At 33.5% G+C, this 12,209-nt stretch carries 15 protein-coding genes; 9 read left to right on the forward strand and 6 right to left on the reverse strand.

Going from position 1 to position 12,209, the window contains the following annotated elements; genetic code table 11:
• Positions 1-271 precede the first annotated feature (271 nt).
• Entirely contained in the window at positions 272-631 is a 360-nt protein-coding gene (locus WCG23_06490) for an STAS domain-containing protein (GenBank protein ID MEI8389518.1), read from the forward strand.
• On the opposite strand, the gene WCG23_06495 is transcribed toward WCG23_06490, so the two are convergent.
• Positions 632-916 carry a hypothetical protein gene (locus tag WCG23_06495; protein ID MEI8389519.1) on the reverse strand — a complete coding sequence of 95 codons (285 nt, stop codon included), beginning with the start codon at positions 914-916 and terminating at the stop codon, positions 632-634.
• Between the two features lie 203 nt (positions 917-1,119).
• On the opposite strand from WCG23_06495, the gene WCG23_06500 reads away from it, so the two are divergent.
• On the forward strand, positions 1,120-1,464 hold the full coding sequence (locus WCG23_06500; protein ID MEI8389520.1) for a DUF192 domain-containing protein: 345 nt from the start codon (positions 1,120-1,122) through the stop codon (positions 1,462-1,464).
• A 137-nt stretch (positions 1,465-1,601) separates the two neighbouring features.
• On the opposite strand, the gene WCG23_06505 is transcribed toward WCG23_06500, so the two are convergent.
• Entirely contained in the window at positions 1,602-2,150 is a 549-nt protein-coding gene (locus tag WCG23_06505) for a hypothetical protein (protein ID MEI8389521.1), read from the reverse strand.
• Positions 2,151-2,980: 830 nt separating this feature from the next.
• Between WCG23_06505 and WCG23_06510 the strand changes: the two genes are divergently transcribed.
• Entirely contained in the window at positions 2,981-4,054 is a 1,074-nt protein-coding gene (locus tag WCG23_06510; protein MEI8389522.1) for a tetratricopeptide repeat protein, read from the forward strand.
• 85 nt (positions 4,055-4,139) lie between these two features.
• Positions 4,140-4,556, forward strand: a complete 417-nt coding sequence (locus WCG23_06515) for a hypothetical protein (protein ID MEI8389523.1) — start codon at positions 4,140-4,142, stop codon at positions 4,554-4,556.
• A 59-nt stretch (positions 4,557-4,615) separates the two neighbouring features.
• Here the strand turns inward: WCG23_06515 and WCG23_06520 are convergent, their stop codons facing one another.
• Both WCG23_06520 and WCG23_06525 read right to left on the reverse strand, forming a co-directional pair.
• Complete coding sequence (locus tag WCG23_06520) at positions 4,616-5,281, reverse strand: response regulator transcription factor (GenBank protein ID MEI8389524.1); 666 nt, start codon at positions 5,279-5,281, stop codon at positions 4,616-4,618.
• Between the two features lie 88 nt (positions 5,282-5,369).
• The gene (locus WCG23_06525) at positions 5,370-6,503 is read right to left on the reverse strand and encodes a hybrid sensor histidine kinase/response regulator (GenBank protein MEI8389525.1); all 1,134 of its coding nucleotides are present in this window, start codon (positions 6,501-6,503) and stop codon (positions 5,370-5,372) included.
• Positions 6,504-6,701: 198 nt separating this feature from the next.
• On the opposite strand from WCG23_06525, the gene WCG23_06530 reads away from it, so the two are divergent.
• Together WCG23_06530 and WCG23_06535 are read left to right on the forward strand one after the other, a co-directional pair.
• Entirely contained in the window at positions 6,702-6,980 is a 279-nt protein-coding gene (locus WCG23_06530) for a type II toxin-antitoxin system RelE/ParE family toxin (GenBank protein MEI8389526.1), read from the forward strand.
• A gap of 18 nt (positions 6,981-6,998) precedes the next feature.
• On the forward strand, positions 6,999-7,277 hold the full coding sequence (locus tag WCG23_06535) for a HigA family addiction module antitoxin (protein MEI8389527.1): 279 nt from the start codon (positions 6,999-7,001) through the stop codon (positions 7,275-7,277).
• 315 nt (positions 7,278-7,592) lie between these two features.
• Here the strand turns inward: WCG23_06535 and WCG23_06540 are convergent, their stop codons facing one another.
• Together WCG23_06540 and WCG23_06545 are read right to left on the reverse strand one after the other, a co-directional pair.
• Positions 7,593-8,102: a hypothetical protein gene (locus WCG23_06540; protein ID MEI8389528.1), complete on the reverse strand. Its 510-nt coding sequence runs from the start codon at positions 8,100-8,102 to the stop codon at positions 7,593-7,595.
• 592 nt (positions 8,103-8,694) lie between these two features.
• Complete coding sequence (locus WCG23_06545) at positions 8,695-8,853, reverse strand: hypothetical protein (GenBank protein MEI8389529.1); 159 nt, start codon at positions 8,851-8,853, stop codon at positions 8,695-8,697.
• A gap of 287 nt (positions 8,854-9,140) precedes the next feature.
• Here WCG23_06545 and WCG23_06550 point away from each other — a divergent pair, with 287 nt between their 5' ends.
• The 3 genes from WCG23_06550 to WCG23_06560 all read left to right on the forward strand — a co-directional run bounded on the left by WCG23_06550 (position 9,141) and on the right by WCG23_06560 (position 12,199).
• Positions 9,141-10,733, forward strand: coding sequence for a radical SAM protein (locus WCG23_06550; protein ID MEI8389530.1), 1,593 nt, complete (start codon positions 9,141-9,143; stop codon positions 10,731-10,733).
• Positions 10,734-10,848: 115 nt separating this feature from the next.
• Positions 10,849-11,046, forward strand: a complete 198-nt coding sequence (locus WCG23_06555; GenBank protein MEI8389531.1) for a 4Fe-4S binding protein — start codon at positions 10,849-10,851, stop codon at positions 11,044-11,046.
• Positions 11,030-12,199 (forward strand): 2-hydroxyacyl-CoA dehydratase, encoded by a 1,170-nt coding sequence (locus WCG23_06560; protein ID MEI8389532.1) that lies wholly within the window; start codon positions 11,030-11,032, stop codon positions 12,197-12,199. The genes WCG23_06555 and WCG23_06560 overlap by 17 nt, the downstream gene beginning before the upstream one ends.
• Positions 12,200-12,209 lie beyond the last annotated feature (10 nt).

Here is a 12,209-nt window from a genome sequence, read left to right on the forward strand (position 1 = left end):
ATTTCTTCATGAAGTTATGTAACCTATGATTGCAAAATATTAAAACAGGCATCATCCATGCAAATAAAGCTTTTCGGTGATTTTTTAAAGTAAAAGTTGGTTTATTAAAGTAAAATTTTGAACTATTCAACAAAACTTGTTACTATAGATTTGTTGAGTAAATTTATTAATTAGATTTTGCACTCAATTTTTTTATTCTTATTTTGATTTTGAAAAGGATATAAAAACTCAGTAGCGAGGAAATATTTTGGTTGGAGAGGGTTGTTTTTCTATGAAGTGGTCTTTCACAAAGTTTGATGATTATTGCATTATTAATTTGCCAAAAGATGTGTTTGAAAAAGAAAATATTGATAAATTAAAAAGTTTAATGGAAGAGCTGGCAGATGACGGAAGTAAGACATTTCTTTTAAATATGGGACAGCTTTCAAAAATCAATGATGTGGGGCTTGGAATGATTTTAGGACTTTATAAATTTTCTTTTTATAATGAAGTTGGTCTTAAGCTTTATAATCTTCAACATCATGTTTCTCAATTAATATTTCAGACCCGTTTAAATATCATATTTGATATTTGTGAGCCAAATGATGAAATTTTGACGAGAATAGAATCTAAAGTTGCGCTTGTTGCTTAATTAGGTAGGTTCTTCCGTTGAGTTGGAAATAATTTTTATTATGGGTTGATTGTGTGCATCTATAAAGTGATTGTATCTCTCCATGCGCAATTTTAGCCAGCCTATCATTGTGGCAGAACCATAAACTTCGATAATTCTTGTTCTTAAATAATTATTAAAACTTTTATTATGGGATTCTTCGAGATAAGTGTTACATCTGCAATTCAATTCGTCGATTAAGTCATAAAGAGTTCTTAGCCATGCGGCTTCTGTGCTGTTTTCGTTTACTCTGAATTCAATAATCATGCTCTTCCGTATCCTCAAGTTTTATTTTGCTGTTTTTATTATATATATTATTATCGATCATTTTTGAAGATACTTTAGACTAATTATGCAGTAGAAGAAAAAAATAATTATTTAAAGTTATAGTGCTTCTATTACTCTCTTTTTTACTATATTATAACAAATTGTTATTGTGATTTAAATCTGTATTTTGTAGAGTATTTATTATGAAATTATTAAATATTAAAAATGAAAAAATACTGGCAGATAAACTGGAAATTGCCAACAATCCTTTTACCAGAATGAAAGGTCTTTTAGGCAGGAAAAGTTTTGCTAAAGGCGAAGCTTTGCACATAATTCCCTGTACAGGCATTCATTCTTTTTTTATGAAATTTAAATTTGATGCTGTTTTTCTAAATAAAAAAAATGAAGTTGTTTATTTGATAGAAAACATGCCGGCATGGCGTGTTTCTGAGATTTGTTTTTCAGCTTACAGCGTTGTGGAATTAAACGAAGGCGTCATAAAAGACACAGAAACTGATATTGGTGATTTTTTGGAATTTGTTAACTAAGACCTATCTCGTTAAAAATATATAAATTAAAAGAGGCAAAGAGTTTTCTCAATGCCTCAGGAGTCTTAGTCTTTATAATAGCCGGTTAAGCATAGCTTAAATCAAATTTATTTGCTCCTTCTTCAGAAAGGTTTCTGTTAATAATATACTGCTGCATTTTTCGCATTAGTATATTTTCTAAGCTCATCTACAGTAAATATATTATCGTTAAGAGTTCTTCTGCCTGAGTTTAAGTTTTCCATTGTGTGAAATTCATTTGGATGGTTATCAAACCATTTTATGGCTGCTCTAAGTTGAGGGTCTGAAGTCTGGTCAGAAACATACTGCATTTCATTCCAACTTGATTGACCATCTACACCGTCTCCCATAGGGCTGTCTATAAGATCAAAGTTATTCATCAAAGTTGATGAAGCCTTAGCAGCATTCATTCTGCCTGTATTATATGGTTGTTGTTGTCCGTTTAAAAGTGTAGAGCAAAGCATCATAACAAGTTTTTGCAAAAATCCTGATGAATTATCCTGTTGTTGCTGCTGTTGATACATCGGTGACGGATATGCAAAAGCATTATTATTAAAAATATTTGTAATGTTTGAATAATTTGATAAAGAATCATAATTTGATCCGGAATTGTTGTAGTTCTTTTGATAAACTGGTGAATACTGTTGGAAAGTTGGAAAATTAATCATAATAAAGACTCCTCCTCTTATTTTTAAAAACCCCTACTCATAATCAACTTGTCATTTTAAAATTCGCATTGTTTTCAGCATTAATAAAGCAATTCTTTAATTTTGAATTAATCATTACAGCTGTTCGTTTTTTAAATCTTGTTTAGACTCCTCCACATAAAATATTTTTTTGTTTTTATCAAACACCCTCTATATTAATATAAAAACAAATAGAAGCTTTCTGATTCAAAAAATAAAAAAAATTTAATATTTTGTAATATTTCACTAAAACCCCGTTGGTCGTTAGTTCAAGCTCTTATTAATCGTTATTGAAAGAAGTATATTTAACTCGAGTTGCTAATTAAATTTACGGGTTATTGAGAGGAAAGGCTTTAGACTCGACGCGGAAATCCATTTTGTTTTTATATATTGCTTCTCTGCGCTCGCAATGACGATTTTTGCGATTTAGCAATTCGAGTTATTTAGTTTTAAAGTTTGCATTTTTACAAAAAAAAAGACCGAGCTCTATGCTCGGTTTAATAGCTGGATCGTGTCTGGGTAAGAGTCGAATATATGCGTGTGTTGATATTATAAAACCAAGTTTGCGTTCAAAGATAAATTCCCCGATTAGGCTATTTGTTACTAACCTTATAACCTAGATAAGCCTGTATATATTGATTTGATGGACGTTTTAGCAAATGTGCAGGCTTTGTCTGTTTTATCAAAAATAAATTCGTTTCAGTATAAAAGGCAACGATTTCGTCTGATACTGGTATAATATTTTTAATTTCTACTCAAGAAAAAGTAGTTTTCTGATTAACTAAAATATGAAAAAATTTGAAAGATAAAAGATGGAATTATTTTTAAGAAAGCTAAAAAGAACATTTGAAAAGCTATTCGGTGTTTCTTTTTTTGTAGGACTGCTGGTTGTTCTTTTTATGTTTTCAGGAATTATTTTACTTAACTTTAAGCGCGTAGGGGCTTTTTGTTATGTTTATATGGGAGATAAGTTCTCGCAAAAACATGAATATCAGGAATCTATAAATTACTATAAACGCGCGTTAGAACTTTATCCGGGGCATGTTAAAGCCAGATATAATTTAGGCAATATATATGTAGCTTATGAAGATTATGACAGTGCTATTGATTGTTATAATAAGGCGCTTTTATATGACCCGAATTATCTTAATGCAAGGATAAATCTCGGCATACTTCTTTCAGAAGAAAGATCTGATATTGATGCGGCTATATATGAGTATAAAAAAGTTACTATGGTGAAAATCCCGTTTATAAGAATCCCTTTTATCTATGATAATGCCGCGTTAATAAAAGATGAAAAGGCAATAGCTTATTATAATATGGGTTTGGCGTATAGAGACAAATCATTGCTTTATGGCTTAGATTCTGTTGAAGCGCATGATTTTCTTATGAAATCGGTTGATTGTTACAAGCAAGCACTTGCTCTTAAGCCAAAGAATTATGATGCTCAATACAATCTTGCTTTGACTTATCATCTTTTGGATATGTATTCGGAAGCACTTGGCGGGTATTGCCATGCTATGCTTATTGCCCCGCTTAATTATGAATCTTATTACAACTTTGCCATTCTTTTAAGACAGAAAGGCAAGTATGATGAAGCGGTCGATGAATTCAGAAGAGCAGGAAATTTATCGAGTTATAATGGAGATACATCCAAGGCAGCGTTTATTTATGATGTTTTAAATGAAGTTAGTGCAATGGCGATAGCACAACACGGTTTTGAGTCTGAAAAAGTAATGGACAGACTAAGCTCTGATTTGACTAAAGAGGCGAAGGATCTTCAAATTGCCGAAGATAAAGCTGTAACTGTAGAGGAACTGGAAAAAATCCTTATTAAGAGCATAAAAACCAACAGTATCTGCAAAGATTATCTTGAAAATAAATAAAAAATATCTTTTTATTTAAAAAGTTGTTCTCTAAAATCATAAATGCGATTATAATAAAAGTTAATTGTTTAATGGAGAAGATTATATGCGTTTGAAAATATTTTTAGTTTTAATTTCAGCAGTAGCTATAGGAAATTTTAACAGCAGTCCGTCATTTGCTTTAGGTTCTGTAGATTATACATCGGAAAAATATTTAATAGATCATGGACATTCTCCGGAACTTGTAAGAATGATAAATCTTCAAAAAGATAGAACTGAAGGTAAGACTGTTGCGCTAAGTAAACCTCATTGGAAAATTGTAAAGTTTTTGAAAAATCTCTGGTTTGAGCAAGATGCAACTTTGCCTTTAACTGATTTTGGTTATAATGAAGTCAAGTCCCCTGAAGCAGCTAAAAGCACAATCCCTGCAACATTGGACTTAATAGAATCCAAGTGTGACCAAATACATAATGATAAAAAAGATTCTAATGAAATTGATATAAAAAATGTTAACGTAAGATAAACAAGATAATAAAAAAAAAGAGGCTACAGCCTCTTTTTTTTATGTAACTCTGATCTTTTTTATACAAGACCTTCTTTCATAGCTGTCACTGCTGCTTGAGTCCTGTCATCAACACATAACTTTTGTAAAATACTGTGTACATGTGCTTTTGCAGTTGCGCGGGTTATAAATAACCGTTCGGCAATCATGGCATTTGAAAGACCTTCCACTATCAAGCCTAAAACTTCCATTTCTCTTTCTGTTAATCCTGCCGCGAGAGCAGCTTTGCTCGGATTTTTTGACGGATAATTAGTGGTTTGGGATTTTTGTGTTAGTTTTCTTAAAACAACTTTTGCTATTGCGGGATCAAGCCATGCTGTACCTTCATTGATAGCACGTATAGAAGAAACAATCTGCTCAGGACTTGCGCCTTTCATTATATAACCTGTTGCACCTGCTCCCAGTGCTGCAAAAATATCCTGCTCATTATCTCTTGATGTGAATACAAGGATATTTGAGGGAATTTTTAAATCTTTTATTTTTTGAGTTGCTTCAATTCCGTCGATTCCCGGAAGTCCTATGTCCATTAAAATTACATCAGGGGTCAATTCTTTTGCCATTTCAACGGCTTTTTCTCCGTCGTCAGCTTCTCCTATAACATTTATGTCTTCAACTTTCTCGAGAACAAGCTGAAGTCCCATTCTTGTCATAGTATGATCTTCTACAAGCAAAACTTTAATAGACATTTGTTAATTTCCTTTTTTTTTGTATTTACCTTGATTATGTTATTTTAATCGACTCGAAGAACTTGTCTCTTTTATACGCAGGATAAAATTACTGCTGCGCTTCGCAGGGACATGCGGCATTTTGTGTTTCTTCGAAAGATTCTCGCGGAATGCTGAATTTGAATTTGCTTCCAACGTTAACTTCACTTTCCAGCCAGACTTTTCCTCCATGCGCTTCAATAATTTGACGGCTTAGATATAGACCAAGCCCTGTGCTGGTTGAACGTTTTGTTCCTGTACCTTGCGAAAAACGTTTGAATAGTTTTGGAATATCATTTTTGGGTATCCCTATACCTGTATCTTCTACGGAAATTATTGTGTTTTCGTCATTAAAATCAGCTATTATCCTGATTTCACCATTTTGATGAGTATGTTTTATTGCATTTCCTAAAAAATTGGCGATAACTCTTTTGATTTCCTGTTTATCTCCGTATATTCGTTCATTTGAAAAACCGTTGATAATTAATTTAAGATTTTTTTGGACTAACAAAGACTCAACTTCTCTAGAACACTGGTCAACTAAGTCTGCAAAAACAAAATTGTCTTTGCAGAGAAATAACTGCCCTGATTCGTATTTGTAAACTTCCAGAAGGGCATTTACAAGTCCGAGCATGTCTTGATTGCTTAGAATCATAGTTTCGAGGAATGTTCTTTGTTTTTCTTTGAGTTCTCCGAGAGTCCCGTCCACGAAAAACTTTAATGTCTGTATAGCCGCTAAAAGCGGAGTTCTTAAGTCATGCGTAAGAGTAGCGATAAAATCATCACGTAATCGTTCAAGTTCCTGCTGTGCAATAAAATCGCTTCTTTCAAGACCATTTTTTATACATAACAGCAGGTCTTCGTTATCCCATGGTTTTTCGAGGTATCTGTACAGCCCGACTTCGTTTATAGCCTTAATAGCATTTTCTTTGTCCGCATAACCCGTGAGTAAAATTAATGTTGAACGTGGAGATGTTTTTTTAACTTCTTTAAGAAATTCGATGCCGTTCATTTCGGGCATAAAAAAATCAGAAATTACTAAGTCTATCTTATTATTTCTGATATATTCAAGCGCTTCTGTCGGAGAATTAAAAGTATTTGGCGACGGATAATTCTCCAGCCTCAATAATGTTTTCAGATTAGACGTTACAATGGGTTCATCGTCAACTATCACAATATTATAATTCTGAGAAATCTTATCCATGACCTATCCTGTTATTTTAGCATTTGGCTTCAATCGACCTTGTAATTGTAGAATATAGGATTTTTTCAGTAAACACAAAAATTTATCAAAATCTTTACAAAAAACTCATCTTCCGAATTATCTAGAGATTCGGGTTAATTAAATAAATGTTTTTACTTATAATTGACAACTGTAAATTTACAGTTTAATATATTAATCATGATAAAAAGTTTTAAAAACAACAAATTAAAGAAAGCCTTTTTGAAAGATGATTTTTCAGGAATACTGCCTGAACATATCGAAAAATGCAGGCTTATACTTTCTTCTATAAATATGGCTACCGATATTGCAGATTTAAATAGACCAAGCTTTAGCCTTCATCGACTTAAAGGCAATAGAGAAGGAATATGGGCTATAACTGTGAGAGCAAACTGGAGAATAACTTTCAAATTTGAAAACGGAAGCGCATATATTTTAGATTACGAAGATTATCATTAATGGAGGTATAAATATATTATGCAAATGAAGAATCCTGCACACCCTGGATTATTAATTAAAGAAGATATTGACGCACTTGAAATAAGTGTTGCAGAATTAGCTTTGAGAATAGGTGTAAGCAGGCAAATATTATTCAGGATAATAAAAGGTCATGCTGGAATAACAGCAGAAATGTCATTAAAACTTTCTAAAGCCTTTAATACTTCTCCTGAATTTTGGGTAAATATGCAAACACAGTATGATTTAGCACAAGCAAAATTAAAAGTTAATGTTGACAATATTCAGGCTTATGGGTAAAGCGATATGAAAAAGTAAAAACCAGAAACACTTTTAGAAGGATTTTTAACACACAATCTAAATAGTCGAAATTTACATGAATAAATGTTTTGAGATTAGACGTTACAATGGGTTCATCGTCAACTATCACAATATTATAATTCTGGGAAATTTTATCCATGACCTGTCCTGTTATTTTAGCATTTGGCTTCAATTGACCTTGTAATTGTAGAATATAGGATTTTTTCAGTAAACACAAAAATTTATCAAAATCTTTACAAAAAACTCATCTTCCGAATAGAAGATGAGTTTTTAATTGTTCGGTTATTTTTATTTTTATGCTTTATATGGAGCGATTTTTGCATCTACTTCAGCTAATTCAGCTGCCTGTTTAGCTACGAGGTTTTGTCTTTTTTGTAATAATTCTAAACCTTCGAATTTTGTACTAGGCTGACCGATTTGAGCTTCATAAACAGCTTGTTTTCCTGCTATTTTTAAGTTGTCTAATGTTTGTGCTCTTTGTTGACCTTTAATTTCGTTTTGTATGACTTTAGCTACTTTAGCAGCACCTTTTAATTGCGCTTTAGCTTCTTGTCTTGCTGCTTTAGCTTCTTGAACAACTTGACGGCCTTGATTATAAGCAGCAACTAATGGTTCTACAACTGCTTTCAGTCCTGCTGTTAAAGTACTTGTTCTTTGTTCTTTAGCTATTGCAACGGCACCATTTGATGATTGCAAAGCTTTAGCTGCGTTTTCAACAAGTGCGCTGGCTTGTTGAAGTGTAGCTTTTTGTCCGTCTCTCAATGCAGGTTTAAAACCGCCTGCGGTAAAAGAAATTGAGTTCATGTTTTTTGTGTCCTTTCTGTGATTTTACGTAAACAATACTAATTAAATTAACTATGAATTTAATTTTTTATTTCTAACTATATAAATGTCCGTAAAAAAAAATGTTGATAGTAACTTTGATAAAAAAAATCAATTTTTTTTAAAAAGATAGAGCGTAAATAGTAATAATAGAAAATTTTTTTTGTTACATTCTTAACATTTAAGATTTCAGATTTGGTTATACCCGAATTGCTTGTAGTCGAAATCTAAATGAATATTGGTATTGTCATTCTGAGGGCTAAAGCCCGAAGAATCTGTCCAAAAAAGTATTTAAGCTTAAAACCCAAAAGGGACAGATGTTTCGCTTTGCTCAACATGACAATAAGAAAATTAATTGGCAATTGAAGTGTTATGTCTAACAAAAAGAAGCTGACGTATTGGCAGCCTCTTTTTATTTTTATTTTAATTTCAAGTTAATCTTGTCTGTGAGTCATCTCTTGTAATGAACTGCCATCAGGTATAGTTTTTGCGATTTTAGATAATAAACCTTTAAAGTTCTTGCTATACACTGAAATACTCTCGCCGTTAACACCAAAATAGTTGTGTATTCCTTTTAATAATCCTCTCCATCCGCCGCCTTTGCATGGCACCGCTTCAATATAATCTGATCTTCCAGTGCGTCTGTAGATATACCAAATCCGAGCTGTTGTTTTCCGTTGTTTATCAATTTAAGGTTTTGAGTGCTGAGTTGAGGAGTGAATCCAACGTTCATATTTTTGCCTTTCCGGGGGTTGCCCTGATTAATAATTAATTTTAGTTTCTTTCTGATACAAGTTTCGTGAAAGAAAAAACAAGCATTTTTTTCTTTAGATTTTTCACATAACTTCATAGAAATTCCAACTGGATAATATCCTTGCTAACAGGGGAATTAGCTCGTTACATTTATTAATAATTAGGGTTTTTCTAAGTATTTGTCTTGTTTTTGTGTTTAATTGGTATCGTACTTATAAATTAAAAAGCTTAATATTTTAATAAAATTTTTAATAAAGGAGAGATATTATGAGAGTTTTACCGCAGGATTTAATGTGGAAAGCTAGAGAAGGCAGAGGCTATATAGATCAGATTAAACAAATGGGAAGCGAATTTGTTATCGGACAAATTCTTAATTTGATAGGGACTTCAAGTAAAAATAATTTAATAGGTTTAACAAAATTATTCGAAAAAATTGCCGGTTCAGAAGGATCAGTAAGACATGCCAGAAGAATGAGATGGCTTTTTGAGACAGAACATGCTCATTTGGGCTGGTGGCAAAAAATTATTAACGAATTAGATCCAAACTGCAGAAATAAATTTCTTCTGAATTTCTTTGTTCATGGCTATTATGGCGATAATCAAAGAAAAAGAGCGCAATTCTTCAAGAAAAATGATTTCTATCCGCCTACTGTTTTGCTGGCAAGCATTACACAGCATTGTAATTACAACTGCGCAGGTTGTTGGGCGCATAATTACGAAGTAAAAGAAGATATGTCTTTTGAACAATGGAAAAAAGTCTTTGACGAAGCCAGAAATGAAATGGGTATCCACATGTTTCCTATAGTTGGCGGAGAACCTTTTATCAGAAAAGATTTTCTGGAATTGTGCGAGCAGTATCCTGACTGCATTTTCCTTGTTTTTACAAACGGTGCTTTGTTAACGGAAGAAAAAATTAAACAAATTAAAAAACTGGGCAACGTTGCGCCTATGTTCAGTCTTGGCGGATGGGAAGAAGCTACAGACAAAGTCAGAGGCGAAGGTGCTTATAAAACAGTAATGGAAAAAATGGATTTACTCAAAAAAGAAGGAGTTTTCTTCGGAGTAAGTCTTGCCGCAACAAGAGAAAGCGCAGAAGAAATAGTTTCTGATGAATATATGAAGATGCTTAGCGATAAAGGAAGCCTCTGGACCTGGGTTTTCCACTATGTTCCTGTTGGAGAAAATCCTGATCCGTCTTTAATGCCTACAGCAGAACAAAGAGAAATGATTAAACAGGCTGTATATAACACAAGAAATACACTTCCTATGATGACAGTTGATTTCTGGGGCGACGGTCCTGAAATGATGGGCTGTATCGCAGGAGGAAGACAATATTTCCACGTTAATGCAAAAGGTGATTGCGAACCATGCACATTTGTTCACCTTGCGACTCATAATGTTAAAACTTCTACTCTTACCGAGGCTCTTGCGAGTCCTTTTATGAGCGCAGTCAGAAAAGGCGCACCTTATGACGGCAATTCACTTCGTCCGTGTATGATTGTTGACAGACCATGGGTGTTAAGGGGCTATTACAAAAAATTCAAGCCTTATGAAACCCATAGAGGCGCGGCTGATTACTTGACAAAACCTGAAATTATGCAACAAATCGATGAATATTCCAAAGATGTTGCCAGAGTTATGGATAAGAATTGGCAAGAAGATTATTATATGACATTATTTCCGCTCCCCGGTGAATATTACCACGACAGAAAGATTCTTTGCAGCAGCAATGTCCCTGTAGATGGCGTTCATGGCGGATGTGAAAGTAATGGAGGCTGTAAATGCGGAAAAGATTTGACAGCGCTTCAAAAAAATGTTGAAGCCGTAAGGGATCTGACAGAAGAAAAATTAGAAGTGTAAAATTTTTCGTTACATTTCAGGTGTTAATTTTTTCTTAGTTTGGTTTTTATATAATCGTAATCAATAATTTGTTTTTCTCAAAAACGTAAAAATAAATAAACGAAAGGTACTTAAAATGCCAAGAAGTATAATTCAGGATAGATGCGTTTCATGCGGAGTTTGCTATAATTCTTGCCCTGTAGACGCTGTTGTAAAAAATGAAAATAAATATTCAATCGTACAAGAAGAATGTGTAGATTGCGGAACATGCAAGCGTATCTGCAAAGCAGAAGCTGTAGAAGGTCAAGATCCTATTTATGCCGATATTAGATAACAATAATAAAACTGAAAAAGAAAAAATCGTAGCATTTCCTCAAATGGGAAATATTAGGATTCCTGTAACCGCTGTTTTAAAGGCTATGGGGGCCAATCTTTATCTTTCACCCGAAAATAATAAAGAAGCTCTTTCTCTGGGAACCAGACACAGCACCGAAACAGTTTGCCTGCCTTATAAACTCAATTTAGGAAATTATATTCAGGCGTTGGAGGGCGGAGCTAATGTTTTGTTGATGTTTTCCGCGCCGGGAACCTGTCGTCTAGGAAATTATACAAAAATGGCTGAAGCCAAGTTAAAAGAGCTTGGATACGATTTTGAAATGGTCGTTTTTGATATGTATAAAGGAAAATTTCTGGAAATCGTCAAAAAATTCGGTTATGCGACTGGAAATAAAAGTATTTCCAATGCATTTAAGGGCATAAAAATTGGTTTGGCTAAATTTGATGCTATGGACGAAATTGAAAGAAAACTTTTTTATCTTAGACCACGCGAAATAGAAACAGGAATGGCAGAAAAGATTTATTTCTCCGGCAGAAGCTCAATAGACAGTGCTGTTACTGTCGAGGAAGTTAAAAACGCAGTTCAGGAAACGATGAACAAATATAATTCAATAAAAATTGATTCTAATAAAGAGGTTTTAAAAGTTTATATAACCGGAGAATTTTTTGTTCTCCTTGATCCGTTTACAAATATGAACATTGAGAAGGAATTGGGGCTTTTAGGCGTTGAAGTCGAAAGGCAGATAATGCTTTCTGACTGGACAAATCAGACACTTATTCCTAAATGGTACAGAAAAACCGAAACCCACAAAGAAAGAGCAATTCGTACCGCAGGTAAATACCTGACAAGACCTATTGGCGGTGAATGCATAGAAACAGTCGGAGATACTGTATATGCAGCCGAACGCAATATCGACGGAGTGGTTCATGTCGGACCATTTAACTGCATTCCGGAGATTGTAAGTCAATGTATACTTCCGAATGTGAGTAAAAAAGAAAATATTCCCGTAATTTCCCTTCTTATGGACGAACAAACAGGAAAAGCGGGTCTGGTTACAAGACTTGAGGCTTTTGTAGACCTTATTCGCAGACAAAGAAAAAACAAGTCATACTGTCATTCAAGCATTGCGTTATGCGCTTGCACAAAATGACAAATAATTT

It is taken from the genome of bacterium, from assembly GCA_037147175.1.
In the GTDB taxonomy this organism is placed as follows: domain Bacteria; phylum Cyanobacteriota; class Vampirovibrionia; order Gastranaerophilales; family UBA9971; genus UBA9971.

What these genes read in the sequence shown, in the direction of transcription:
- WCG23_06525 (MEI8389525.1), bottom strand. Translation starts at nt 6,503, where the DNA reads ATGGATAAGATTTCTCAGAATTATAATATTGTGATAGTTGACGATGAA.
- WCG23_06515 (MEI8389523.1), top strand. Translation starts at nt 4,140, where the DNA reads ATGCGTTTGAAAATATTTTTAGTTTTAATTTCAGCAGTAGCTATAGGA.
- WCG23_06560 (MEI8389532.1), top strand. Translation starts at nt 11,030, where the DNA reads ATGCCGATATTAGATAACAATAATAAAACTGAAAAAGAAAAAATCGTA.
- WCG23_06520 (MEI8389524.1), bottom strand. Translation starts at nt 5,281, where the DNA reads ATGTCTATTAAAGTTTTGCTTGTAGAAGATCATACTATGACAAGAATG.
- WCG23_06500 (MEI8389520.1), top strand. Translation starts at nt 1,120, where the DNA reads ATGAAATTATTAAATATTAAAAATGAAAAAATACTGGCAGATAAACTG.
- WCG23_06540 (MEI8389528.1), bottom strand. Translation starts at nt 8,102, where the DNA reads ATGAACTCAATTTCTTTTACCGCAGGCGGTTTTAAACCTGCATTGAGA.
- WCG23_06505 (MEI8389521.1), bottom strand. Translation starts at nt 2,150, where the DNA reads ATGATTAATTTTCCAACTTTCCAACAGTATTCACCAGTTTATCAAAAG.
- WCG23_06550 (MEI8389530.1), top strand. Translation starts at nt 9,141, where the DNA reads ATGAGAGTTTTACCGCAGGATTTAATGTGGAAAGCTAGAGAAGGCAGA.
- WCG23_06535 (MEI8389527.1), top strand. Translation starts at nt 6,999, where the DNA reads ATGCAAATGAAGAATCCTGCACACCCTGGATTATTAATTAAAGAAGAT.
- WCG23_06545 (MEI8389529.1), bottom strand. Translation starts at nt 8,853, where the DNA reads ATGAACGTTGGATTCACTCCTCAACTCAGCACTCAAAACCTTAAATTG.
- WCG23_06490 (MEI8389518.1), top strand. Translation starts at nt 272, where the DNA reads ATGAAGTGGTCTTTCACAAAGTTTGATGATTATTGCATTATTAATTTG.
- WCG23_06510 (MEI8389522.1), top strand. Translation starts at nt 2,981, where the DNA reads ATGGAATTATTTTTAAGAAAGCTAAAAAGAACATTTGAAAAGCTATTC.
- WCG23_06555 (MEI8389531.1), top strand. Translation starts at nt 10,849, where the DNA reads ATGCCAAGAAGTATAATTCAGGATAGATGCGTTTCATGCGGAGTTTGC.
- WCG23_06530 (MEI8389526.1), top strand. Translation starts at nt 6,702, where the DNA reads ATGATAAAAAGTTTTAAAAACAACAAATTAAAGAAAGCCTTTTTGAAA.
- WCG23_06495 (MEI8389519.1), bottom strand. Translation starts at nt 916, where the DNA reads ATGATTATTGAATTCAGAGTAAACGAAAACAGCACAGAAGCCGCATGG.